Genomic DNA, 21476 nt, shown 5'->3' on the forward strand with positions numbered 1-21476 from the left:
AAGACGCTCCGCCGGCCCGCCGGGTCCGTCGCGGGCACGGACGCAGCGCCGGGAACCCGTTCCGCGTTACGACGACACGCGCCGAAACTGGCCCCGACTCGCCCGTGCCGCACTTCCCGCCGGCATGTCGTCCCAGCTCAGGCCGATCGTCCGATCCCCGCACCGGAGGAGCCGGATGGGATCATGTGCCGTCCCCTCTCCCCATTTCGGAGGATTCCTCATGCCACAGCGTCGGCACGTGGCGCGCGCGGCCCTCACCGCAGCCGCCGCCACGGCCTGCCTCGCCTTCGCCGCCCCGGCCATGGCGACCGGCAATCCGCACAACCCGCCGGGCGACAACGGCACCGTCAAGATCGACGGTGCGCCGTTCGAGGACAAGGTCGACAACCAGCCGCACGTCACCTGCGACTTCGAGCTGGAGTTCTTCAACTTCGACGAGGGCCAGAAGGCGAACATCACGCTCTGGGCCCAGCCGCCGTCGAGCAGCCCGAAGGACAAGGTCGTCTGGTCGAAGACCGGCGTGCTGATCAGCGACGACCCGGCCTCCGGCGCGCAGAACGACCACGACGAGGTCATCAGGCTCTCCGCGAAGGACCTCGACCTGACCGGCCTGACGCGGCACCCGAAGCAGGGCTACCACATCAAGCTCGATGTGGACCTGACCGACGGCAAGGCGTTCGACGACAAGCACAAGGTGTTCTGGCTCCAGCCGTGCGAGTCCACCGGGTCGCCGTCGCCGACGCCGACCCCGTCCACCCCGGGCGGGGAGACGCCGACCCCGACGCCGGGCGGCTCCGGGAACCCCTCGCAGAACCCGTCGCAGAACCCGTCCGTCAACCCGTCGGGCCCGGCGGGCGGTGGTGGCGGCACCGGCACCGAGGGCGGCCTGCCGCTGACCGGCGTGGCGGCGACGAGCATCTCGCTGACCGGTCTCGCCCTGATCGTGGGTGGCGTCGTGCTGATGGCGCTGCGCCGCCGACGGGACAGGATCACCTTCACCAGCTGACGCTCGGGTCCACGCCCGGACCGGCCGCCGGACCTCGTCCGGCGGCCGGTTCCGCATTTCCGGGCCGGCCACTGAACCGTCGGACGGGTTGATCCGTACTGACGGGTAACCCGGTCGACGACGCCCGGAGATGGATCACATCATCGACGTTAATCGATTGCTTTGATGCGTACCTCCAGGTCAGGCGCGGTGGGCGGAGGCCGCGCGGGCGCGCGGTCGGTGCCCGGCGGCGGGCCTGGTGTCCTGGCATACGAGCGTACGGTTGCCGCCACGCTCGGCGGCGCGGGACAGTACGCCACATCAGCGGTGCCATCGACGCCGCCGCTCCCCCGGTCAACCCTGAGGAGATCGCGATGGCTCTCAGACTCGCCGACGGCACCGCCTGGTCCGACACCCTCGCCCGGGCGGTGGCCGCCACCCCGGAGGCCTTCGGGTCCTCGGCCGACGGCCGGACCCGGCTGCACAACCTGATCGAGGGTGACTGGCGCGCGGTCGGCGCACCCACCCCGGTCCGCACCCCGGTCGACAACACCGTCCTGGTCGACCTGGCCCGCCTCGACGCCGACTCGGCCCGCGCCGCCGTCGCGCACGCCGCCGCCGCGCACCGGGACTGGGCGCAGACCCCGCTCGCCGAGCGCAAGGCCCGGGTCACCGACGCCCTGGACGCCCTCACCGCCCACCGCGACCTGCTCGCCATGCTGCTGGTCTGGGAGATCGGCAAGCCGTGGCGGCTGGCCTGCGCCGACGTGGACCGCGCGCTGGACGGCGTCCGCTGGTACGTCCAGGAGATCGACCGGATGCTCGCCGACGGGCGGGAGCCGCTGCCCGGACCGGTCAGCAACATCGCCTCCTGGAACTACCCGATGAGCGTGCTGGTCCACGCCGAACTGGTGCAGCTCCTCGCCGGCAACGCGGTGATCGCCAAGACGCCGTCCCAGGGCGGCGCGGTCTGCCTCACCGTCGCGCACGCGCTGATGCGTCGGGCCGGGCTGCCCGCCACGCTGCTCTCCGGCAGCGGCGAGGAACTCTCCGAGGTGCTCGTCCGCGCCCCCGAGATCGGCGCGGTCGCCTTCGTCGGCGGCCGCTCCAACGGCGGCAAGGTCGCCGCCGCGCTGCTCGACTCCGACAAGCGGCACTTCATCGAGCAGGAGGGCCTCAACGCCTGGGGCATCTGGGACTTCTCCCAGTGGGACCTGCTCGCCGCCCACCTGAAGAAGGGCTTCGAGTACGGCAAGCAGCGCTGCACCGCGTACCCGCGGTTCGTGGTCCAGCGCGACCTGGTCGACGAGTTCCTCGACATGTACCTGCCGGTGGTCCGCTCGGTCCGCTTCGGCCACCCGCTCGCCGTGGACGAGAGCTGGCAGGCCGGCGACCCGCTGCCCGAGCTGGACTTCGGCCCGCTGATCAGCGGCGCCAAGGCCGACGAGCTGCGCCGCAAGGTTGACGAGGCGGTACGCGGCGGCGCGGTGCCGCTGCACCGGGGCAAGCTCGACGGCGCGCCCTTCCTCGACGGCCAGGACACCTCCGCGTACGTGGCGCCGGCCGTGCTGCTCGCCCCGCCCGGCCGGTCCCGGCTGATGCACGCCGAGCCGTTCGGGCCGGTCGACACCATCGTCGTGGTGGACACCACCGACGAGCTGCTGGCCGCCATGAACGCCTCCAACGGCGCCCTGGTCGCGTCGCTGGCCTGCGACGACACCGACGAGGCGGCGAAGCTGGCGGTCGACCTCCAGGCGTTCAAGGTGGGCATCAACAAGCCCCGCTCCCGGGGTGACCGGGACGAGCCGTTCGGCGGCCGGGGCGCCTCCTGGAAGGGTGCCTTCGTCGGCGGCGACCTGCTGGTGCAGGCGGTCACCGTGGGCGGCGACAGCCGGCTCTACGGCAACTTCCCGGACTACAGCAGCTACCCGGCCACCTGACCCTCGCTCCACGACGAACAGGGCCCCCGCACCGGGGGCCCTGCTCGTCCCACCGCCTCCGCACCGGAGGTCGGCCCGATGGCGCCGGAACTCCCGACGCCGGTAGGGGCCGCCGGTCGGACCCCGCCGGTGCCGCGCCGTTGCGACACCGCCGGAGGCCGCGACCCGCGACCGTCAGCTCAGTGCGACCGCTCCGCCGGCACCGTCGCGGTGCGGGGCGGCCCGACCCCGCTGCCCAGCGGCACCGTGACCGTCAGCACGGCACCGTCCCGCTCGACCGGGGTCGGCCGGCCCAGCCGGGCCAGGGTCCGCAGCATCGGCGCGTTCTCCGCCTGGACGTGCAGCGTCAGGGCGGCGTACCCGACGCGCTCGGCGTGCCCGACCAGGCGACGCAGCAGCGCGGTGCCGAGGCCACGGCGCTGCCAGTCGTCCCGCACCAGCAACGCCACCTCGGCCTCGTCACCCTCGCCGAGCAGGTTCGCCATCGCGACCACCGACTCCGCCTCCCCGCCGGAGCCGGTGGCCGTCGCGACCAGGGTGAGCCCCCGCGCCGGCTCCAGCAGCCGACGCAGCCGGGATGCCGGCGGGCAGGTCACGCCGCTCAGGTAACGCCGCTGCCGGCTGCGGGCCGAGCACCCCGCGTGCAGCTGCACCACGCCCGGCAGGTCGTCCGCGGTCGCCGGTCGGAGCAGCAGCTCCGCGCCGTCCGGCAGCAGCAGGGTGACCTGGTCCGCCGCCCGGCGGGCCACGGTGGCCGCCAGCTCGACGAGCGCCTGCGCCCGGGCGTACTCCGCGGGGGTGAAGCTGGGCGCGCAGCGGCGCAGCTCGAACGACCCGCCGGTGGGATCGGCCAGCAGCATGCTGGTCGGGCCGATCCCCGACCGGGCCCCGGGCGACACCGGACGCCAGGTCACCGCGTCCGCGCCGAGCAGGGCGCGCAGCGTCTCCCCGGTCGCGTCCGGATCCCGGACCAGCCGGGTGGCCAGGCCGAGCACCCGGGTCGGCTGGTCGACCAGGCCGCGCGCCTCGCTGCGCGCCACCCAGCAGTCCCGCCCCCGGCCCCGCTCGACCGCGGCCAGCAGGTCGGCCTCGTCGAGGTGCTCGGGCGCGTCGACGAGGAAGTCGTCGACGGCCCCCACCTCGGTCGTGTGCACCTGCACGGTGAGGATGTTGACCCCGCGCAACGCGAGGCTCGCCGTGAGCACCGACAGGTAACCCGGCCGGTCGTCCACGGTGGCTCTGATCCGCCACAGCGCCATGGTTGGCTCCCTTCCCCCGGTCCTCACCCTGCCGGCCGGCTGTTGCCGGCCCGTTGCCCGACGGTGACGGCCCGGGAACCGTTTCCCCGGCTCAGGTGCCGGTGACCACCGCCGGCCCGCCGACCAGGTCGAGCCGGTCACCGAGAATCACCGCACCGGCGCGGACGAGCTGCGCCAGCCGGTCCACCTCGGTGGAGTGGAACGCGGCGGCGGTCAGCGGCTCGGTGTGCTCCCGGGCCACCACCAGCACCAGCCCCGCCCGCCCGAACGGCGCGACCGCGTAGTGGGTGCCGTCCGGGGCGGTCATCGACCGGGCGCGCAGCGGGGTCACCTCCGGCAGTCGCGGCGGGACCGGCGCCCGCCAGCTCGCGTGCCCGACCGTCGCCCCGCTCGCGCCGCCGCTGCGCGCGGCCCAGTCCAGGGGTACGACCGCGGCCACCGCCCAGTCCGCGGCGAGCAGCCCCGGCACCGCGTCGACCAGGGTGGCGACCCCGTCGGTCGGGTTGGCCGCGATCTGCGCCAGCAGTTCGGCGTCCTGCCCGGTGGTGGTCGGCGTGCCGATCGCCCGCCACACCCCGTCCACCCGGACACCGGGGATGGCGGCGAGGCCGGCGAGGAGCCGCTCCACCCGGGCCGCCCCCGGCCAGACCACGGTGAAGTCGTCGACGGCCCGCCCACCGAGCCGCTCCAGCACCACCACCTGGACGATGTCCGCCCCGGAGACGCCCAGCGTCCGGGCCACCTGGCCGAGCGTGCCGGGCCGGTCCGGCAGGGTCACCCGAACTCTCAGCAACATGTCTGGTCCCTCCGCTCGGCGGGCCGGCCCTACGCGGCCGGCAGGCTGGGACCCAGCCTGCCGACCGACCGTTTCGCCCCTGTTGCCGCGGCATGTCCCGGGCGGAAAATCCCGCCTTGACAACACGGCTGAGCTGCCATCAACTATTCGGATGACCGAGCCGGCCGTCGACGCTGCCCAGACCACGACCGGACCAGGCTCCGGCCGACCGCCGAAGGGCGTGGACCTCGACCGGCTCGCCGGCTATCTCGCCGAGCACCGGCCCGAGCTGGCCACCGGACCGCTGCAGGCCCGGCTGATCGCCGGCGGCAAGTCCAACCTGACCTACCTGCTGCGCGCCGGCGACCGGGAGCTGGTGCTGCGCCGGCCGCCGCTCGGGCACGTGCTGGCCACCGCGCACGACATGGCCCGTGAGCACCGGGTGATCTCCGCGCTGGCACCCACCGGGGTCCCCGTCCCGGCGGCCCTGCTGTTCTGCGCCGACGAGGCGGTGATCGGCGCGCCCTTCTATCTGATGGAGAAGGTCGACGGCGAGGTCTACCGGAGCCGGACGCAGACCGACCCGCTCACCGACGGGCAGCGACGCGACCTGGCCATGGCGATGATGGACACCCTCGCCGCGCTGCACATGGTCGAACCGGCCGCGGCCGGGCTGGCCGACTTCGGCCGCCCCGAGGGCTACCTCGGCCGGCAGGTGCGCCGCTGGGCCGGCCAGCTCGACCGCTCCCGCAGCCGCGAGCTGCCGGGCATCGACGAGCTGCGCGACGCGCTCGCCGACACCGTCCCCGAGGGGGCGAACGCGGGGCGGATCGTGCACGGCGACTACCGGCTGGACAACCTGATGGCCACCGTCGACCCGGTCTCCGTCCGGGCGGTGCTGGACTGGGAGATGGCCACCCTCGGCGACCCCCTCGCCGACCTGGGGCTGCTGCTGACGTACTGGAGCGTGCTCGGCGACAGTGACCTCGCCGAGGGCAACCCGGTGGCCGACGGCATCGGCCCCCGCGCCGGCTTCCCCACCGGGGACGAGCTGATCGCCCGGTACGCCGGCCGCAGCGACGTCGACGTCGGCCCGCTGCACTGGCACGTGGCGCTCGGCTGCTTCAAGCTCGCGGTCATCTGCGAGGGCATCCACTACCGGCACACCCTCGGCCAGACACTCGGCGGCGGCTTCGACCGGATCGGCGAGATGGTCGCTCCCCTGGTCGACCACGGCCTGCACGCCGTCCGGGAGAAGTGACGGGCCTCCCCGGCGCGGCCCGGGTCAGGCCGAGGCGCGGTGGATGAGCTTGGTGTCGAGCAGGACGTGGGGGGACGGGACGTCCTCGCCGCGGATGCGGGAGACCAGGAGCCGGGCCATCTGCCGGCCCATCTCCTCCACCGGCTGGAAGACCGTGGTGAGTGGCGGCTCGGCCTGCCGGGCGATCGGGGCGTCGTCGAAGCCGACCACGGCCACGTCCTCCGGCACCCGGCGACCCGCCTCGCGCAGCGTCCGCAGGGCGCCGAACGCCATCAGGTCGGAGGCGGCGAAGACCGCGTCCAGGTCCGGGCAGACCTCCAGCAGCCGACGCATGCAGGCGGTGCCGCTGCCCTCGCTGAAGTCGCCGTACGCGATGAGGTCCGGATTGACCTCACCGCCCGCGGCCCGGACGGCCTCCTTGTAGCCGGACAACCGGGCCAGGCCGGCGCCCATGTCCTGCGGGCCGGCGATGGTGGCGATCCGCCGCCGTCCCCGGGAGAACAGGTGCGCCACCGCCTGCCGGGCACCGCCGACGTTGTCCATGTCGACGAACCAGGTGGGCTGGGCGTCCGGGTGCAGCATCCGGGCCGGTCGGCCGCCGAGCACGGCGGGCAGGCCGCGCTCCTCCAGCAGGGTGGGCAGCGGGTCGGAGTCGTGCAGCGAGAGCAGCAGGACCCCGTCGACGTGCTGGTTGGTCAGGTGGTGCTCGACCCGTTCCCGCTCGATCGGCGACTGGACCATGGCCAACCAGAGCTGCATCGGGGTCTCCAGCAGCCCGGAGCTGACGCCCCGGACGATGCCGGCGAAGAACGGCTCGGTGAAGACCCGCTCCCCCGACTCGGAGACCACCAGCGCGACCGAGTCGGTCCGCTGGGTGACCAGGGCCCGGGCCGCCCGGTTCGGGACGTACCCCAGCTCGGCGATGGCCTGTTGGACCGCGGCCCGGGCCTCCGGGCTGACCTGGGGCGAGCCGTTGACCACGCGGGAGACCGTGCCGCGGCCGACGCCGGCGCGGGCCGCGACCGCGTCGAGGGTCGGGCGCCCGAGCGACCGCGTGCGCTGCGTTGTCATCGTGTGCTGCTCCTCCGACGTCGGACGGACCCGGCACCTGGTGAGGCGTCGGTGCCGGGCCGTCCGTTACTGGCTGGCCCAGAGCCTATTGTGCGGCCAGACCGTTGCGTCGGATCACCTCGGCGTACCAGCGGGCGCTGGACTTGGGGATGCGGACCTGCGTGTCGTAGTCGACGTGGACCATGCCGAACCGCTTGGTGTAACCCCAGGCCCACTCGAAGTTGTCCATCAGTGACCAGGCGAAATAGCCCTTCAGGGGCACCCCGGCGGTGATCGCGGCGTGCGCGGCGCGCAGGTGCGCGTCGAAGTACGCCAGCCGGTCGGTGTCGTCGACCCGACCGTTGACCACCGTGTCGACGAAGGCGGAACCGTTCTCGGTGATGTAGAGCGGCAGGTCCGTGTAGTCGCGGTGCACCCGTTCCAGCGTCTCGACCAGGCCGGGCGCGTCGATCTCCCAGTCCATGTCGGTCACCGGCACACCCCGGGTGACGAAGCGGACGTCCTCGCTGCCCGGCCAGCACGACGGCGACCGCCAGTACGCCTCCGGCTCGGCCCCCTCGACCGGGGCGGCGACCACGTGCCGGCTGTAGTAGTTGATCCCCACCACGTCCAGCGGCGTGGAGATCACCGCCAGGTCGCCGTCGCGGACGTGCCCGAAGTCGGTGACCTGAGCCAGGTCGGCCCGCAGGTCCGCCGGGTACGACCCGCGCAGCACCGGGTCGAGGAAGAACCGGTTCGCCAGCCCGTCGATGCGGCGGGCCGCGTCGACGTCCGCCACCGAGTCGGACGCCGGGGTGACCGGATAGAGGTTGAGCGTGATGCCGAGCTGGGCGTCGGGCCGGGACGCCCGCAGCGCCTGCACCGCCAGCCCGTGACCGAGCATCAGGTGGTGCCCGGCCCGGACGGCGTCCCCGCCGTCCGAGCGCCCCGGCGCGTGCACGCCGGAGCCGTAGCCGAGGAACGCCGAGCACCACGGCTCGTTGAGCGTGGTGAAGTACTTCACCCGGTCACCGAGGGCGTCGGCGACGAGCTGCGAGTAGTCGGCGAACCGGGCGGCGGTGTCCCGGGCCGGCCAGCCGCCGGCGTCCTCCAGCGGCTGGGGCAGGTCCCAGTGGTAGAGGGTGAGCCACGGCTCGATCCCCTGGCCCAGCAGCTCGTCGACCAGCCGCCGGTAGAAGTCCAACCCTTCCGGGTTCGCCGCGCCCGTGCCGCCCGGCTGCACCCGCGACCAGGACACCGAGAACCGGTACGACTTCAGCCCCAGGTCGGCCATCAGCCGCACGTCGTCGGTCATCCGGTGGTAGTGGTCGCAGGCCACGTCCCCGGTGTGCCCGGCCACCGTCCGGCCCTCGGTGTGGCTGAAGGTGTCCCAGATCGACGGGGTCCGGCCGCCCTCGGCCGCCGCCCCCTCGATCTGGTACGCCGCGGTCGCCGCGCCCCAGAGGAAGCCGGGCGGGAAGGTGAGTTCCGGGCCCTGGTCGAGGAGGCCGACGGCGGGCGGGCTGGCTGGGTTGCTCACGACTTGACGGCGCCTTCCATGATTCCGCCGATGATCTGGCGGCCGAACAGGACGAACACGACGAACAGCGGCAGGGTGGCGATCAACGTACCGGCGAAGATCTGGGAGTTGTCGGCGAAGTAGGCGGTGTTGAGGCTGCGCAGCGAGATCTGCACGGTCGGGTTGTTCGGGTCGGCCAGCACCACGAAGGGCCAGAAGAACTGGTTCCACTGTTCCATGAAGGTGAGCAGGCCGAGCACCGCGGCGGCGGGGCGCAGGGCCGGCGCCACCACGTGCCAGTACACCTTCCAGGTGGAGCAGCCGTCCACCCGGGCGGCCTCGATCAGTTCGTTCGGCACGGCCTGCTCGGCGTACTGGCGCATCATGAAGATCCCGAAGCCGCCGATCAGGAACGGGACGGTGACCGAGGGCATGGTGTTCAGCCAGTCGAGCTTCGCCATCAGGATGTAGAGCGGCAGCACGCCGAGCTGGATCGGCACCATCATCGAGGCGAGGATGATCAGCAGCAGCGCGCTCTTGCCCCGGAAGCGGAGCTTGGCGAAGGCGAAGCCGGCCAGCGAGCCGAAGAAGACCGTCGCCACGGTGATCGTGCCGGAGACCAGGAACGAGTTCAGCAGGCCCTTGACGATGTTGGCGTCGCCGTTGGCGAGCACCCGCTGGATGTTGTCGCCGAGCTTGCCGCCGGGCAGGAACGGCGGCGGCCAGGAGTTCGCCGCGTCGTTGGTCCGCGAGGCGATCACGATCATCCAGTAGAACGGGAAGAGCGAGAGGATCACCCCGAGGACCAGGCCGAACCAGGTCAGCGGGCTGGCCTTCCAGAGGCGCTCGGCGGAGTGGCCGGAGGGGCGCGTCTTCGCGCCGGGACGGACGGGCGGGCAGAGCGTGGTGGTCGTCATCTCGTCACCTCACTTGTCGGAGCTGATGCGCCGGGCCAGCAGGTAGTTCACCGTCGACATCAGCGCGATGAGCAGGAAGAGCACGAGGGCGACCGCGCCGGCGTACCCCCAGCGGAACCGCTGGTTCATCACGTCGAGCAGATACATGGTGATGGTCTGGAACTGCCCCTCCGAGCCGCCGGAGAGGCCACCGGCGCCGCTGGTGAACAGCAGCGGTTCGGTGAACAGCTGCAGCCCGCCGATGGTCGAGATGATCAGCGTGAAGATGATCGTCGGGCGGAGCTGCGGGACGGTGATCGACCAGAACTGCCGCCGCCGGGAGGCGCCGTCCAGGGAGGCCGCCTCGTACATGTCCTTGCTGATGGACTGCATGGCGGCCAGGTAGATCAGGGCGTTGTAGCCGACCCAGCGCCAGTCGACCATGGTCGAGATGGCGAACCAGGAGGCGAACCGGTTGGCCCGCCAGTCGATCGGGTCCAGGCCGATGCTGTCGAGCAGCCAGTTGACCAGGCCGAACTCCTTGGCGTAGATCATCGAGAAGATCAACGCGACCACCGCGGTGGAGGTGATGATCGGCATCGCGATGGCCATCCGGAAGAACGTCTGCGCGCGCAGCCGTCGGTTCAGGGCGTTGGCCAGCACCAGCGCCAGCAGCAGCTGGGGCACGGTGGAGAGGAGGAACATGCCGAAGGTGTTCACCACGGCGTTCCAGAACTGCGGGTCCTCGGTGATCAGCTCGACGAAGTTGTCCAGGCCGACGAAGGAGATGGTGCTGTTCAGCGGTGACCGGTCGGTGAGGGCGATCCAGACGGTGTACGCGATCGGGTACGCGCTGAACACGGCGAAGATCACGAAGAACGGCAGGACGTAGAGGTACGGCGAGTAGGTCAGGTCCAGCCGGGTGAACGAGATGCGGCGGCGGTGCGCGGAGCGGGCGGCGCGGGACGGTCCACGCTCGGGGGGCGCTGCGGCGTGCAGGTCGAGGCTCATTACGGGTCCTTCTCCTCGGCCGGCGTCAACCGCCCACACGGGTGACGCCGGGGGTGGGCACCACGGGTGGCGCCGACTGCGGGAGTCGACGCCACCCGTACTGGGCCGGGCCGGGTCACTTACCGGCGGCCGCGCCGTTCTTCAGTGCCGCCTGCCACTGCTCCTGGGCGGGCTTGCCCTGCTCCACCGCACGGAGGGTGTTCTCCACGGCGGTCCGGACCGCGTTGTTCTTCGGGCCGAGGTAGACCGGCTTCAGCTCACTCGCGCCGGCGCCGAAGATCTTGCCGATCGGGGCCTTGCTGAAGTAGTCGTTGGTCGCGTCGACCACGGCCGGGTCGGCCAGCGCCTGCGGCGACGACGGCAGGTTGCCCAGCTTCTTGAACGCCTCGATCTGACCCTTGGCGCTGGTCAGGAACGTGACCAGCTCGGCGGCCTCCTTCTGGTGCTTGCTCGACTTCGGCACGCCGAGGAAGGAGCCGCCCCAGTTGCCACCGTTGCCGGGGGCCTTGGCGATGTCCCACTTGCCGGCGGCCGAGTCACCGGCCTGACCCTTGATGACACCGGTCATCCAGGCGGGGCAGGCGATGGTGGCGAAGCTGCCGTTCTTGAAGCCGGCGTTCCACTCGTTGGAGAACGACTGGAGGTTGTTCGACAGCCCGGCGGCGATCATCTTGGTGGTGAGGTCGTACGACGACTTCACGTCCGGGTTCTGGTCGATGACCATCTTGTTGCTCTTGTCGTAGTACGTGTAACCGGTGCCCGCGCCCGCGGTCTGCATCAGCACCACGTTGTAGAAGTTGGTCGCCGAGTCGACGAACTTGTGCTTCTTGTCGGCGGCGGCGAACTTCTGGCCGGTGGCGATGAACTGGTCCCAGGTGGGCCAGAGGGCGCCGACCTGCTCGCGGTCGGTGGGCAGGCCGGCGGCCTTGAACAGGTCGCTGCGGTAGCACAGCGCCATCGAGCCGACGTCGGTGCCGAGACCCAGCACCTTGCCGTCGGGCGTGGTGCCCTGCTCCCACTTCCACGGCAGGAAGTTGCCCTTGAGGTCGTTCGCGCCGTGGTCGGCGAGGTTCACGAACTTGTCGGCCTGGGCGTAGAACTGGACGATCGTGCCCTCTTCGAGCGCGACGACGTCGCCCGCCCCGGAACCGGCGGTGATCTGCTGGGTCAGCCGGGTGTTGTAGTCGCCCAGGCCGAGGCCCTTGCCGCGCTCCTGGATCTTGACGTTCGGGTGCTCGGCCTCGTACTGCTTGTAGAGCTCGTCGTAACCGAAGCCCTGGTCGCCGAAGACGTCGACGACCAGGGTGACCGGGCCGTCGCTCTTGCTGTTGCTGTCCGACGAGTCGTCGCCGCAGGCGGTCGCGGTGGCGAGCAGCGTGACGGAGGCGAGCGCGATGGCCGCGAGCCGGCGGCGGCGGATTGGGACGCTCATCCCAGACCCCTCTTTCGGTGGTGAGGCGATATCTGTGTGGTGGGGGGTGCTGTGCAGGCGCTCACCGCCGCAGGCTGGGCCGGACGGCGACCGGAGCGGCCGCGGAGAGATCCGCGCCACACGCCGGGAGCGCTCCCATGAGATTGCCGGGAGGTGTCAGGGGTGTCAATAGCCCTATGGGAGCGTTCCCATTTCGTTACCGCGCTGATGGCGGCGGGGATGCCTCACCGGGGTAAGGGAGAACCGCTCAGCAGAAGCGGCGCAGCAGGGTGGTCGCCCGCGTCGGGTCGAACGCCTCCGGGTCGAAGCCCGGGCCGGCCCACTCCCGCAGGACGTCGTGCTCGGGATGCCCCGGATCGGCGAGCGCGGCCAGCAGGACCTGATAGCCGAAGAGGCCGCCCACGTCCTCCGGCGGGCACGCCCGCTCCCCCTGCGGACAGGTCGGGTAGCGCTCGTCCGGGTCGGCGGCGCAGACGTCCTCCACCAGCAGGTCGTGCTCCCACCAGTCGCCGAAGTCGTAGGTGTAGCGGAACCGGCTGCCCTTGCCCACCACCGCGTCGAGCCGCACGTCCAGCTCGTCCCGCACCGGCGGCTCGCCGTCCGGGTCGGGCTCACCGTACTGGCGGCCGTCGATGTCGAACGAGTGCAGGTGGCAGTCCCGCCAACCCATCGCGTGCTGCACCACCCGGTGCAGCCGGTCCAGGGTGTAGCCGCCGGGGACGAGCACCCGCCGCCACACCGGGGGCCGGACCCCGGCCAGGGACACCTTCAGCGCGAAGATCTGACGCGGCATGCAGTCCCGTCCTTCCTCGGCATAGGCTGCCAGCATGATCTGCCGAGCGTGCCGGGAACGACGGCACGACGACTGTCCGGGCCGGAAGTGGTGCGACTGCCAGCACCGTACCCCCGAACCCATCCCTCCGGTCACCGGTCCGGCGGGCGAATGAGCGTCGGAAGTCCGATTTCCCGGCTCTGGCCGACGCCGGCCACCGGGCCGCTGACCGACCCGGAGCTGACCGCGCTCTACGCCCGCGCCGGGCAGCCCCACCTGCGGGTGAACTTCGTGTCCAGCGTCGACGGCGCGGTCACCCTGGACGGCTACTCCGAAGGACTCTCCGGCGAGCCGGACAAGCGGGTCTTCGGGCTGCTGCGGATGCTCTGCGACGGCCTCGTGGTGGCCGCCGGCACGCTGCGGCACGAGGGCTACCGGGCGGTCCGGCTCAGCGAACCGCGCCGGGCCTGGCGGCGGGCCGCCGGGCTGGCCGAATACCCCACCCTGGTGGTGGTCTCCGGCTCGCTGGCGCTCGACCCCGCCCAGGCCGCCTTCGCCGACGCCCCGGTACGACCGGTCGTGCTCACCCGGGACGACGCCGCGCCGCCACCGGGGCTCACCGACGTCGCCGACCTGGTCCGCTGCGGCCCGGACCGGGTGGACCTCGCCGCCGGCCTGGCCGCGCTGCGCCGACGCGGGCTCGACCAGCTGCTCTGCGAGGGCGGCCCACACCTGTTCGGCGCGCTCACCGCGGCCGACCTGGTCGACGAGCTCTGCCTCACCGTCGCGCCGCTGCTGGCCGGCGCCGGAGCGGGCCGGATCACCGCCGGGGAGGGCGGCCCACCGCGGCACCTGCCGCTGCGGCACGTGCTGGCCGCCGGGGACGGCACGCTCCTGCTCCGGTACGCCCGCGGCGCGCCGCCGCCCCCCGCCGGCGCCGCACCGGCGGCCTGACGCGGGACCGCCCACGGTCGGCAGTGGTGTCAGCCCGCAGCACGGGGGTACCACCCGCCCCATGCCCTGGTACCGCTACGACCCCCGCCCCCGCCGTCGCTACGACCCGCGCTACGACCCCCGCTACGGCGGATACGGCTACGGCGGGTACGGCCCCGGCTACCGGTCCAACTCCTGCCTGCGCGACGCCTGCCTGCTGGAGACCGGCTGCTGCCTCGCCGAGAGCCTGGACGGCAACTGCCTGCTGGCGACCCTGGTCCTGCTGCCCCGGTTCAGCACCGCGATGCTCTCGGCGGTGCGTCCGACCACGACCCGCCGCGCCGACCGGGCACCGACCGGCGCGCCCGCCCGGGCCCTGCTGGCGGCCATCGAGGTCTATCAGCGTCGGATCAGCGCCACCCGGCCGCCGTGCTGCCGGTTCAGTCCGAGCTGTTCGCACTACGCCGGCGAGGCGATCCGACGGCACGGGGCGGCGCGCGGTGGGGTGCTGGCCGTACGACGACTGCTGCGCTGCCGGCCCGGCGGGGCCCGGGGCAGCGACCCGGTCCCGGCGTAGCACCGGCCCCGCCCGCAGGAGAGCACGTCCGCGGGAGACAGGTCGGCCACCGGACGCGAGTCTGCAGGGGAACGTGACCACGACCCTGGAGGACGGATGAGCGTCTTCGCGAAGCACGTCACCACCGCGACCCTGGAGATCCCCGACGGGGTGCTGCACTACGAGGTACGCGGCCAGGGCCCCCTGGTGGCGCTCATCGCCGCCCCGATGGACGCCACCGCCTTCGCCCCGGTGGCCGACGTGCTCGCCGCCGACCACACCGTGCTGACCACCGACCCGCGCGGCATCAACCGCAGCGTGCTGCGCGATCCGCACCAGGACTCCACCCCACGGCTGCGGGCCGAGGACATGTCCCGGCTCATCGACCACCTCGACGCCGGGCCGGCCGCCGTCTTCGGCTCCAGCGGCGGCGCGGTGACCGTCCTCGCCCTCGCCGAGGCGTACCCCGACCAGGTCCACACGGTCGTCGCGCACGAGCCGCCGCTGTTCGCGCTGATGAACGACCGGGCGGAACGGATCGCCGACCAGGAGGCCATGATCGCCGCCTACCTGGCCGGGGACCGGCTGGACGCCGGCCGTCGGTTCCTCGCCAACGTCGACACCTGGGTGCCCGAAGAGATCATCCAGCACCTCTACGGCGGTGAACCCGACCCGCAGACCGCCGCCGACGAGCACTTCCAGTACCTCCACATGGTCCGCGGCACCACCCGGTTCCGGCCCGACGTCGCGGCCCTGCGCGCCGGGCGGACCCGCGTCGTGATCGGCATCGGCGAGCACTCGACCGGGCAGTTCTGCGATCGCAGCTCGCGGGTGCTCGCCCGGGCGCTGGGCTGCGCGCCGACCGTCTTCCCCGGCGGCCACACCGGCTTCCTCTACGACCCGCAGGCGTTCGCCGCCCGGCTGCGCGAGGTCATCGCCGCGCACTGAGCGCCGGGCGGCGGGCGTCCGCGCCGCCGGCGACCCTCCCGGGGTACGCCCGCGCGGCGCCGGAGCACGTCGACCTCGGCCGTCCCCGCCCCAGGCCCACCGGCCCTGCCCTAGCCTCGGGGTGCCGGCCCGTCCTCGCCCGGCGGGGACGACGCCGGGCGGGAGACCCGGGCGGCAGGGGGCGGATCGGATGGCGACGGACGCGAGACCGGACGACGAACGGGCCGACGGGCGCCGCCGGCGACCGGCGCTGCTGGCCGGCGTACTCGTGGGCACGGCCGGCACGCTCGACGTGCTCGGCTACCTCAGCCAGCGGAGCATCGACCCGTACGTCGACATGACCGGCGGCGGCATGGCGGTGCTGAACACGACCGGCTGGGCGCGGTTGCACGTGGTCGTCGGCGCACTGGTGGTGGTGACCGGCCTGGCGATCGCCACCGGTCGTGTCCCGCTGGTGCTCGCCGGCCTGGCCGTCGTCGCGGCCGCCGTCACCACCGACGTGCTCTTCCTGCCGTTCGACCCGATGCACGGCATGCTGGCGGTCGGGCTGCACGTCTCCGCCGTCGTGGTGCTGTTGCGCAACCGCCGTCTCCTCACCGCACCCGGCTGAGCCCGTCCGGGATCACCGGCCCTGACAGACCCGCCCGGTGAACGCCGGGTCCGGCGCACGCCGGTCCCGCCAGGCCGGGTTGACCGAAAGCGCGAGAGGCGGGGCCTGCCAGGCGGCGGAGAGCCGCTGCAACGGCGCGTACTCGGCGCGGCGCAGTTTCACCGCGCGCCCGCTCGCCAGGACGTCGATCAGGCGCTGCTGCGCCACCTGCCGGCCGATCACCCCGCCGTGGAAGCCCGGCACCTGGAAGGTCGGGATGTCGCTGTACTGACCCGGTGGCGCCTCGGCAGCGGAGACGGTCGGCAGGAACGCCACCATGAGCACCCCGGGCACCGGGCAGAGCGTGCCGTTGCGATAGAAGGGGGCGTTGTCGAGGATCGACCGGATGAACGGCTCGTCCGGTTCGTCCTTCGTCCGCCGGACCAGATTGGTCACGGCGAAGAGCCCCCGCAGTTCCCACCCGGTCGCCAACCCCCAGCCACGGGTGGCGTCCGGGGGCGGATAGTAGGCGCGCCCGGACCGCACCAGCGGGCTGAACAGCAGCACGGTGTCGACCGGCGAGCGCGGCCGCAGCTCCAGGAAGGTCCGGGCCACCATCGCACCCTCGCTCTGCCCGACCAGCGCCACCGGCCGCCCGGTACGCCGGTGCAGGGTGTCCACCTGGGTGGCCAGGCGCTCGGCGCTGAGCTCCAGCGACTGGTGGGTGTCGATGCTGTCGTAGGGCAGCGGGCGTTCCTGCCCGTCGAGCCCCCGGTAGGAGAAGCGCTCGACGAGCGGGTCGGTGGGCGGGCGGCCGTCGTAACGGGAGTCGTAACCGGCGAGGGCGATCACCGCGTGGGAGACCGACTCGGGCAGGTTCTCGCTGACCACCGGGGGTCGCCACTCGCCCTTCCCGCCGGCGGTGATGCCGATGAGTGTCTGCGCGGCCAGCGGCGTGAGCAGCGCCAGCAGGAACGCGATCGGCGCGACCGGCACCCGGGCCAGACGGATCCGCCCGGGCAGCAGGGCGGCCCGCACGGTGCGCTGCCACAGCAGGCCGTTCACCAGGCCGGTGAGCGCGGCCACCGGCACCACCCACCAGCCGGTGCTGCTGGACGTGATCGCCCCGGCGACGGTCAGGACGGCGAAGTTGAGCATCGACCAGCCGACCAGCTCGACCGAGGGCAGCCCCCGCCACCACTCCCCCACCACCCCGGAGCGCTGCAGGAACGGGGAGAGGAAGAGCAGCGGGACGACCGACGCGAACAGGTACCAGGAGAGCGCCACGCCGGCGGCGGCGACGGAGAGCGCCGCCCACGGCGAGATCAGCAGGTTCGACAGCGCGGCGATCTCCAGATTGCGCCGGACGAGCCAGCGGCTGGACGGCCGTTCCTGCCGCGCCGGCCAGGCCAGCGCGATCAGGACGGCGGAGAGCAACCCGCGCAGCACCGTCGCCCCCACGAACTCCACCACGAACCAGAACCAGGAGTCGTGGTAGACCAGCACCCAGCGCAGGTCGTGGTACGAGGCGTACGGGCGGACGGCGGTGACCTGGGAAGCCAGCCCGAGGGCGGCCCGGAAGTGCAGCCTCGCCAGCACGGCCGCCTCCACCGCCGGCAGCAGGGCGGCCAGCACGAGCAGCGCGGCGAAGCGGCTCCGGGCGGGTCGCACCGCACCTCCTCACCAGCCTCGTCGCGCAGGTCTCCTCCCTGGCAGCATCCCCCGTCCCTGCCGCGGGCAGGGGCGAAACCCGCCAGAGCCCGGTGCCCGGTCCGCGCGACCCTCCCGCCGGAACGGAAACGGCCGCGGGCGCGGGCACGAGATCCGTGCCCGCGCCCGCGGTCGAGGCGCTGCCGTCCGGCGTCGGCCCCAGGAGGCCGCCGACGCCGGGTCAGGCGGTCAGTTGACGCTCACGGCCGACCAGGCGGCGGCGACCGTGTTGTACTCCGCGCTGCCGGCGCCGTACAGGTCCTTGGCGGCCGACAGGGTGGCGGTGCGGGCGCCGGTGTAGCCGGTCCGCGAGGTCATGTAGGTGGTGAGGGCGCGGTACCAGATCGCACCGGCCTTGGCGTTGCCCAGACCGGTCACGGTGCTGCCGTTGCAGGTCGGGCTGTTGCCGTACGACGACGAGCCGCTGCCGACGGCGAGCAGGTAGAAGAAGTGGTTCGCCACGCCGGACGAGTAGTGGACGTCCAGGCGGCCCACCGAGCTGCTGTAGCAGTCCGCCGAGCTGCCGTCCTTGGACGGCTTGTCCATGTAGCGCAGCGGGACGCCGGAGGTGCGCACCTTCTCGCCGATCAGGTAGTCGCCCGGGTCCTTGGCGTTGTTCGCGTAGAACTCGACCAGGGTGCCGAAGATGTCGCTGGTGGCCTCGTTGAGGCCGCCGGACTCACCGCTGTAGCGCAGACCCGCGGTGTTGCTGGTGACGCCGTGGCTCATCTCGTGCCCGGCGACGTCCAGCGAGGTCAGCGGGTACCAGCCGGAGCCGCCGTCGCCGTAGGTCATGCAGAAGCAGGAGTCGCTCCAGAACGCGTTGGCGTAGTTGGTGCTGTAGTGCACCCGGCTGTACGCGCCGACCCCGTCGTTGCGGATGCCGTTGCGGCCGAAGGTGTTCTTGTAGAAGTCCCAGGTCTCCTGCGCGCCGAAGGCGGCGTCCGCGGCGGCGGTCTGCCGGTTGGCCAGGGTGCCGTCACCGAAGACGTTCGAGGTGCTGGTGACCAGGGTGCCGGTGCCGCTGGTGCCACCGTTGAGGTCGTAGGTCTTGTGCCCGCCCCGGGTGGCGTCGGCGAGCTGCCAGGTGCCGCCGGAGGCGGTGCTGCCCACGGTCACCGAGCCGGAGTGGAAGGTGTTTCCGGTGCCGTCGCGCTGCACACCCTCCCACGAGTCGCGGACCTTGCCGCTGGTGGCGTCGACCAGCACGTGCAGCTCGCTGGGGGTGCCGTCGGCGTACGCGCCGCCCACGACGACCTCGTAGGCCAGGGCGGTGCCGGCGGCCTCGGCGTCGTACACGAGCTGGCTACCGTCGACGCGGCGGGTGGCGGCGGTGGAGGCGGCCAGTGCGGCGCGGCCCGCGGCGGCGGCGCTGACCTTGGCCTTCGCGCCCCGGGTGGGGGCCGCGGCGAGGCTCTGGCTGGCGCCCCGCCAGGTGTTGCCCTTGCCCAGGTGGACGACGGTGTCGCCGCCGAGGACCGGCAGGCCGTCCTGGTAGCGGTTGAGCCGGACGTGCTCCGTGCCGTCGGCGTCCTTCGACACGTTCTTCAGGGTGAAGTTCGAGCCGTCGGCGACCAGCGAGCTGCCCGAGTGGGCCTTGAGCTGCGCCACCGCGCGGGTGAACGCGTCACTGGAGACCGGCGCGGCGGAGGCCGTGCTCGGCAGCGTGCCGGCCGCGGCCAGCAGCGCGGCCGTGGCCAGTCCGCCCAGGAGAGTGGTACGACGCATGAAGTTCCTACCTTCACTAGGACTGCCGGTCGGGGGGGTGCCGACCGACGGGTGGTCCGCCGGTGGTGGGCGACAGACCGGTCGCGTCCCCGCAGGTGACAGGGCGTGACGGCGCACACGGGATCGATGAACGAAAGATCCTCGATGCGTTGTTGCATATTTTTGCGCCATCGGGCCCTTCTCTGTCACGACCTACGGACAAGATTTTTTCCGTGACTTTTCGTGTTCCGTCAACCACGCGGTGAGATGAGGCTCTGCCGAGGGGGTGTCGTCCGCCGCGTCGCGTGGCAACCTGTCGCATCCCTCGGGCAGGATGCTCCTCGTGCGCCACCACCGGAACGACCAGCCGACCGGAGCCCGCCGATGACCGACGACCTGCTCGACGGCCCCGGCGAGGTCGTCGGCCGGGTGCTCGGCACCGCCGACGCCACCCCGCTCACCTTCTGGACCGCCGTCGCCCCCGGCAGCTACCTCCAGCTCGACGACGTCGTGGTGACCCGCCGTGAGCTGCCCGACCGCGAGCCGGTGACGATCGCCGGCGTGGTCACCCAGGTGCGGGCCCGGCACGAGGGCGCGCAGTTCGACTCCGACGTCTTTGCCATCGCCGACGGCACCCTGCCGGCCCAGGTCCAGGAGGCCGCCGAGGTCACCACCACCCGGGTCGACCCGGAGCTGTACGTGCCGCCCACCCCCGGTGCCGTGGTGCACCGGGCCGAGGGCGACGCGCGGGCGCGGGCGCTGCACTTCGACCGGATGGAACGGCGCATCCCGATGGGCATGGGCCGCGACGGCGTGCCGGTCTACCTCAACGCCGACTTCCTGGACGGCAGCCGGGGCGCGCACGTCTCGATCTCCGGCATCTCCGGGGTGGCCACCAAGACCAGCTTCGCGACGTTCCTGCTCTACTCGGTGTTCCGCTCGGGGGTGCTCGGCGGCGACGCGGTCAACGCCAAGGCCCTGATCTTCAACGTCAAGGGCGAGGACCTGCTCTTCCTCGACCACCCCAACACCCGCCTCGACGACGCCACCCGCGCCGCCTACGCGAAGCTCGGGCTGGACGCGGGTGCCTTCCCCGACGTGCGGGTCTACGCCCCGCCCCGGGTCGGTGACTCCTCCGGCACACCCGACGTGAGCAGCCGGCTCACCGGGGTGGACAGCTTCTACTGGACGCTGAGCGAGTTCTGCGCCGACCGCCTGCTGCCCTACGTCTTCGCCGACGCCGACGACGAACGCCAGCAGTACACGATGGTGGTCCACTCGGTCGCCGCCCACCTGGCCCGGTACGCCCAGCCCGCCGACGGCGGGGTCAGCATCGACGGCGTCCGCCTCGGGTCGTACGCGGACCTGGTCGACCACGTCGTGGAGCGGCTCAACGACGACGAGACCCGCGCCGAGTGGGCCGGCAGCGCGGTCGGTCTCGGCACCGTCAACGCCTTCGCCCGCCGGCTGATCGGCAGCAAGAAGGACCTCGGCCGGCTGCTGCGGGGCGACCTGGCCACCCGCCGCCCGCACTCGATCAACACCGCGGAGAGCGCCCAGGTCACCGTCGTCGACCTGCACAACCTCCCCGACCGGGCCCAGCGCTTCGTGGTCGGCGTGACGCTCAAGAGCGAGTTCGAGCGCAAGGAGAAGGCCGGCACCGCCAAGCCGTTGCTCTTCGTCGTCCTCGACGAGCTGAACAAGTACGCGCCCCGCGAGGGCTCGTCGCCGATCAAGGAGGTGCTGCTGGACATCGCCGAGCGGGGCCGCTCGCTCGGGGTGATCCTGGTCGGCGCCCAGCAGACGGCGAGCGAGGTGGAACGGCGGATCGTGACCAACTCGGCGATCCGGGTCGTCGGCCGGCTCGACCCGGCCGAGGCGTCCCGCCCGGAATACGGCTTCCTCCCGCCCGCCCAACGGCAGCGCGCCCTGCTGGCCAAGCCGGGCACCATGTTCGTCAACCAGCCGGACATCCCCGTCCCGCTCTGCCTGGAGTTCCCCTTCCCGGCCTGGGCCACCCGGGTCTCCGAGGCCGGCCGCGCGCCGTCGGAGACGCTGCGCTCGATCACCCAGTCGGCCGACCCGTTCGCCGTCGTCGGCTCCGGCACCACCGACGACGACATCCCGTTCTAG

Annotated in this window: 18 protein-coding genes; 8 read left to right on the plus strand and 10 right to left on the minus strand. The window is 72.7% G+C overall.

Annotated features, from left to right (window positions below):
- The first annotated feature begins 220 nt into the window (after window positions 1-220).
- On the plus strand, window positions 221-1006 hold the full coding sequence (locus ABUL08_RS15285; protein WP_350930582.1) for an LPXTG cell wall anchor domain-containing protein: 786 nt from the start codon (window positions 221-223) through the stop codon (window positions 1004-1006).
- Window positions 1007-1359: 353 nt separating this feature from the next.
- Complete coding sequence (locus tag ABUL08_RS15290) at window positions 1360-2925, plus strand: aldehyde dehydrogenase family protein (protein WP_350930583.1); 1566 nt, start codon at window positions 1360-1362, stop codon at window positions 2923-2925.
- 179 nt (window positions 2926-3104) lie between these two features.
- On the opposite strand, the gene ABUL08_RS15295 is transcribed toward ABUL08_RS15290, so the two are convergent.
- Window positions 3105-4184 (minus strand): GNAT family N-acetyltransferase, encoded by a 1080-nt coding sequence (locus tag ABUL08_RS15295; protein ID WP_350930584.1) that lies wholly within the window; start codon window positions 4182-4184, stop codon window positions 3105-3107.
- A 91-nt stretch (window positions 4185-4275) separates the two neighbouring features.
- On the minus strand, window positions 4276-4980 hold the full coding sequence (locus ABUL08_RS15300) for an ACT domain-containing protein (RefSeq protein WP_350930585.1): 705 nt from the start codon (window positions 4978-4980) through the stop codon (window positions 4276-4278).
- Between the two features lie 151 nt (window positions 4981-5131).
- Between ABUL08_RS15300 and ABUL08_RS15305 the strand changes: the two genes are divergently transcribed.
- A complete protein-coding gene (locus tag ABUL08_RS15305; protein WP_350930586.1) occupies window positions 5132-6220 on the plus strand; it encodes a phosphotransferase family protein in 1089 nt (362 codons plus the stop codon).
- Between the two features lie 24 nt (window positions 6221-6244).
- Here the strand turns inward: ABUL08_RS15305 and ABUL08_RS15310 are convergent, their stop codons facing one another.
- The 6 genes from ABUL08_RS15310 to ABUL08_RS15335 all read right to left on the minus strand — a co-directional run bounded on the left by ABUL08_RS15310 (window position 6245) and on the right by ABUL08_RS15335 (window position 12921).
- On the minus strand, window positions 6245-7291 hold the full coding sequence (locus ABUL08_RS15310; RefSeq protein WP_350930587.1) for a LacI family DNA-binding transcriptional regulator: 1047 nt from the start codon (window positions 7289-7291) through the stop codon (window positions 6245-6247).
- An 85-nt stretch (window positions 7292-7376) separates the two neighbouring features.
- Complete coding sequence (locus ABUL08_RS15315; RefSeq protein ID WP_350930588.1) at window positions 7377-8810, minus strand: GH1 family beta-glucosidase; 1434 nt, start codon at window positions 8808-8810, stop codon at window positions 7377-7379.
- A complete protein-coding gene (locus ABUL08_RS15320; protein ID WP_350930589.1) occupies window positions 8807-9706 on the minus strand; it encodes a carbohydrate ABC transporter permease in 900 nt (299 codons plus the stop codon). The genes ABUL08_RS15315 and ABUL08_RS15320 overlap by 4 nt, the downstream gene beginning before the upstream one ends.
- A gap of 9 nt (window positions 9707-9715) precedes the next feature.
- Window positions 9716-10696, minus strand: a complete 981-nt coding sequence (locus tag ABUL08_RS15325) for a carbohydrate ABC transporter permease (RefSeq protein ID WP_350930590.1) — start codon at window positions 10694-10696, stop codon at window positions 9716-9718.
- A gap of 115 nt (window positions 10697-10811) precedes the next feature.
- Window positions 10812-12128, minus strand: a complete 1317-nt coding sequence (locus ABUL08_RS15330; RefSeq protein WP_350930591.1) for an ABC transporter substrate-binding protein — start codon at window positions 12126-12128, stop codon at window positions 10812-10814.
- A gap of 247 nt (window positions 12129-12375) precedes the next feature.
- Window positions 12376-12921 (minus strand): plasmid pRiA4b ORF-3 family protein, encoded by a 546-nt coding sequence (locus tag ABUL08_RS15335; RefSeq protein WP_350938637.1) that lies wholly within the window; start codon window positions 12919-12921, stop codon window positions 12376-12378.
- A gap of 150 nt (window positions 12922-13071) precedes the next feature.
- Here ABUL08_RS15335 and ABUL08_RS15340 point away from each other — a divergent pair, with 150 nt between their 5' ends.
- From ABUL08_RS15340 to ABUL08_RS15355, 4 genes are all read left to right on the plus strand, one after another.
- Complete coding sequence (locus ABUL08_RS15340) at window positions 13072-13854, plus strand: pyrimidine reductase family protein (RefSeq protein ID WP_350930592.1); 783 nt, start codon at window positions 13072-13074, stop codon at window positions 13852-13854.
- Between the two features lie 61 nt (window positions 13855-13915).
- The gene (yidD, locus tag ABUL08_RS15345; RefSeq protein WP_350930593.1) at window positions 13916-14410 is read left to right on the plus strand and encodes a membrane protein insertion efficiency factor YidD; all 495 of its coding nucleotides are present in this window, start codon (window positions 13916-13918) and stop codon (window positions 14408-14410) included.
- A gap of 96 nt (window positions 14411-14506) precedes the next feature.
- Window positions 14507-15337, plus strand: a complete 831-nt coding sequence (locus ABUL08_RS15350; RefSeq protein WP_350930594.1) for an alpha/beta hydrolase — start codon at window positions 14507-14509, stop codon at window positions 15335-15337.
- A gap of 190 nt (window positions 15338-15527) precedes the next feature.
- Window positions 15528-15947, plus strand: a complete 420-nt coding sequence (locus ABUL08_RS15355; RefSeq protein WP_350930595.1) for a DUF7144 family membrane protein — start codon at window positions 15528-15530, stop codon at window positions 15945-15947.
- Between the two features lie 12 nt (window positions 15948-15959).
- On the opposite strand, the gene ABUL08_RS15360 is transcribed toward ABUL08_RS15355, so the two are convergent.
- Together ABUL08_RS15360 and ABUL08_RS15365 are read right to left on the minus strand one after the other, a co-directional pair.
- A complete protein-coding gene (locus ABUL08_RS15360; RefSeq protein WP_350930596.1) occupies window positions 15960-17597 on the minus strand; it encodes a lipase family protein in 1638 nt (545 codons plus the stop codon).
- A 228-nt stretch (window positions 17598-17825) separates the two neighbouring features.
- Window positions 17826-19364, minus strand: a complete 1539-nt coding sequence (locus tag ABUL08_RS15365; RefSeq protein WP_350930597.1) for a M4 family metallopeptidase — start codon at window positions 19362-19364, stop codon at window positions 17826-17828.
- A gap of 363 nt (window positions 19365-19727) precedes the next feature.
- On the opposite strand from ABUL08_RS15365, the gene ABUL08_RS15370 reads away from it, so the two are divergent.
- Window positions 19728-21476 carry an ATP-binding protein gene (locus tag ABUL08_RS15370; RefSeq protein WP_350930598.1) on the plus strand — a complete coding sequence of 583 codons (1749 nt, stop codon included), beginning with the start codon at window positions 19728-19730 and terminating at the stop codon, window positions 21474-21476.

The organism is Micromonospora sp. CCTCC AA 2012012, assembly GCF_040499845.1.
Lineage (GTDB): Bacteria > Actinomycetota > Actinomycetes > Mycobacteriales > Micromonosporaceae > Micromonospora > Micromonospora mangrovi.

Bases quoted from the DNA above. Each gene is read 5' to 3' on its own strand.
- ABUL08_RS15285 (WP_350930582.1), top strand. From the start codon at position 221: ATGCCACAGCGTCGGCACGTGGCGCGCGCGGCCCTCACCGCAGCCGCC.
- ABUL08_RS15290 (WP_350930583.1), top strand. From the start codon at position 1,360: ATGGCTCTCAGACTCGCCGACGGCACCGCCTGGTCCGACACCCTCGCC.
- ABUL08_RS15295 (WP_350930584.1), bottom strand. From the start codon at position 4,184: ATGGCGCTGTGGCGGATCAGAGCCACCGTGGACGACCGGCCGGGTTAC.
- ABUL08_RS15300 (WP_350930585.1), bottom strand. From the start codon at position 4,980: ATGTTGCTGAGAGTTCGGGTGACCCTGCCGGACCGGCCCGGCACGCTC.
- ABUL08_RS15305 (WP_350930586.1), top strand. From the start codon at position 5,132: ATGACCGAGCCGGCCGTCGACGCTGCCCAGACCACGACCGGACCAGGC.
- ABUL08_RS15310 (WP_350930587.1), bottom strand. From the start codon at position 7,291: ATGACAACGCAGCGCACGCGGTCGCTCGGGCGCCCGACCCTCGACGCG.
- ABUL08_RS15320 (WP_350930589.1), bottom strand. From the start codon at position 9,706: ATGACGACCACCACGCTCTGCCCGCCCGTCCGTCCCGGCGCGAAGACG.
- ABUL08_RS15325 (WP_350930590.1), bottom strand. From the start codon at position 10,696: ATGAGCCTCGACCTGCACGCCGCAGCGCCCCCCGAGCGTGGACCGTCC.
- ABUL08_RS15330 (WP_350930591.1), bottom strand. From the start codon at position 12,128: ATGAGCGTCCCAATCCGCCGCCGCCGGCTCGCGGCCATCGCGCTCGCC.
- ABUL08_RS15335 (WP_350938637.1), bottom strand. From the start codon at position 12,921: ATGCCGCGTCAGATCTTCGCGCTGAAGGTGTCCCTGGCCGGGGTCCGG.
- ABUL08_RS15340 (WP_350930592.1), top strand. From the start codon at position 13,072: ATGAGCGTCGGAAGTCCGATTTCCCGGCTCTGGCCGACGCCGGCCACC.
- yidD (WP_350930593.1), top strand. From the start codon at position 13,916: ATGCCCTGGTACCGCTACGACCCCCGCCCCCGCCGTCGCTACGACCCG.
- ABUL08_RS15350 (WP_350930594.1), top strand. From the start codon at position 14,507: ATGAGCGTCTTCGCGAAGCACGTCACCACCGCGACCCTGGAGATCCCC.
- ABUL08_RS15355 (WP_350930595.1), top strand. From the start codon at position 15,528: ATGGCGACGGACGCGAGACCGGACGACGAACGGGCCGACGGGCGCCGC.
- ABUL08_RS15365 (WP_350930597.1), bottom strand. From the start codon at position 19,364: ATGCGTCGTACCACTCTCCTGGGCGGACTGGCCACGGCCGCGCTGCTG.
- ABUL08_RS15370 (WP_350930598.1), top strand. From the start codon at position 19,728: ATGACCGACGACCTGCTCGACGGCCCCGGCGAGGTCGTCGGCCGGGTG.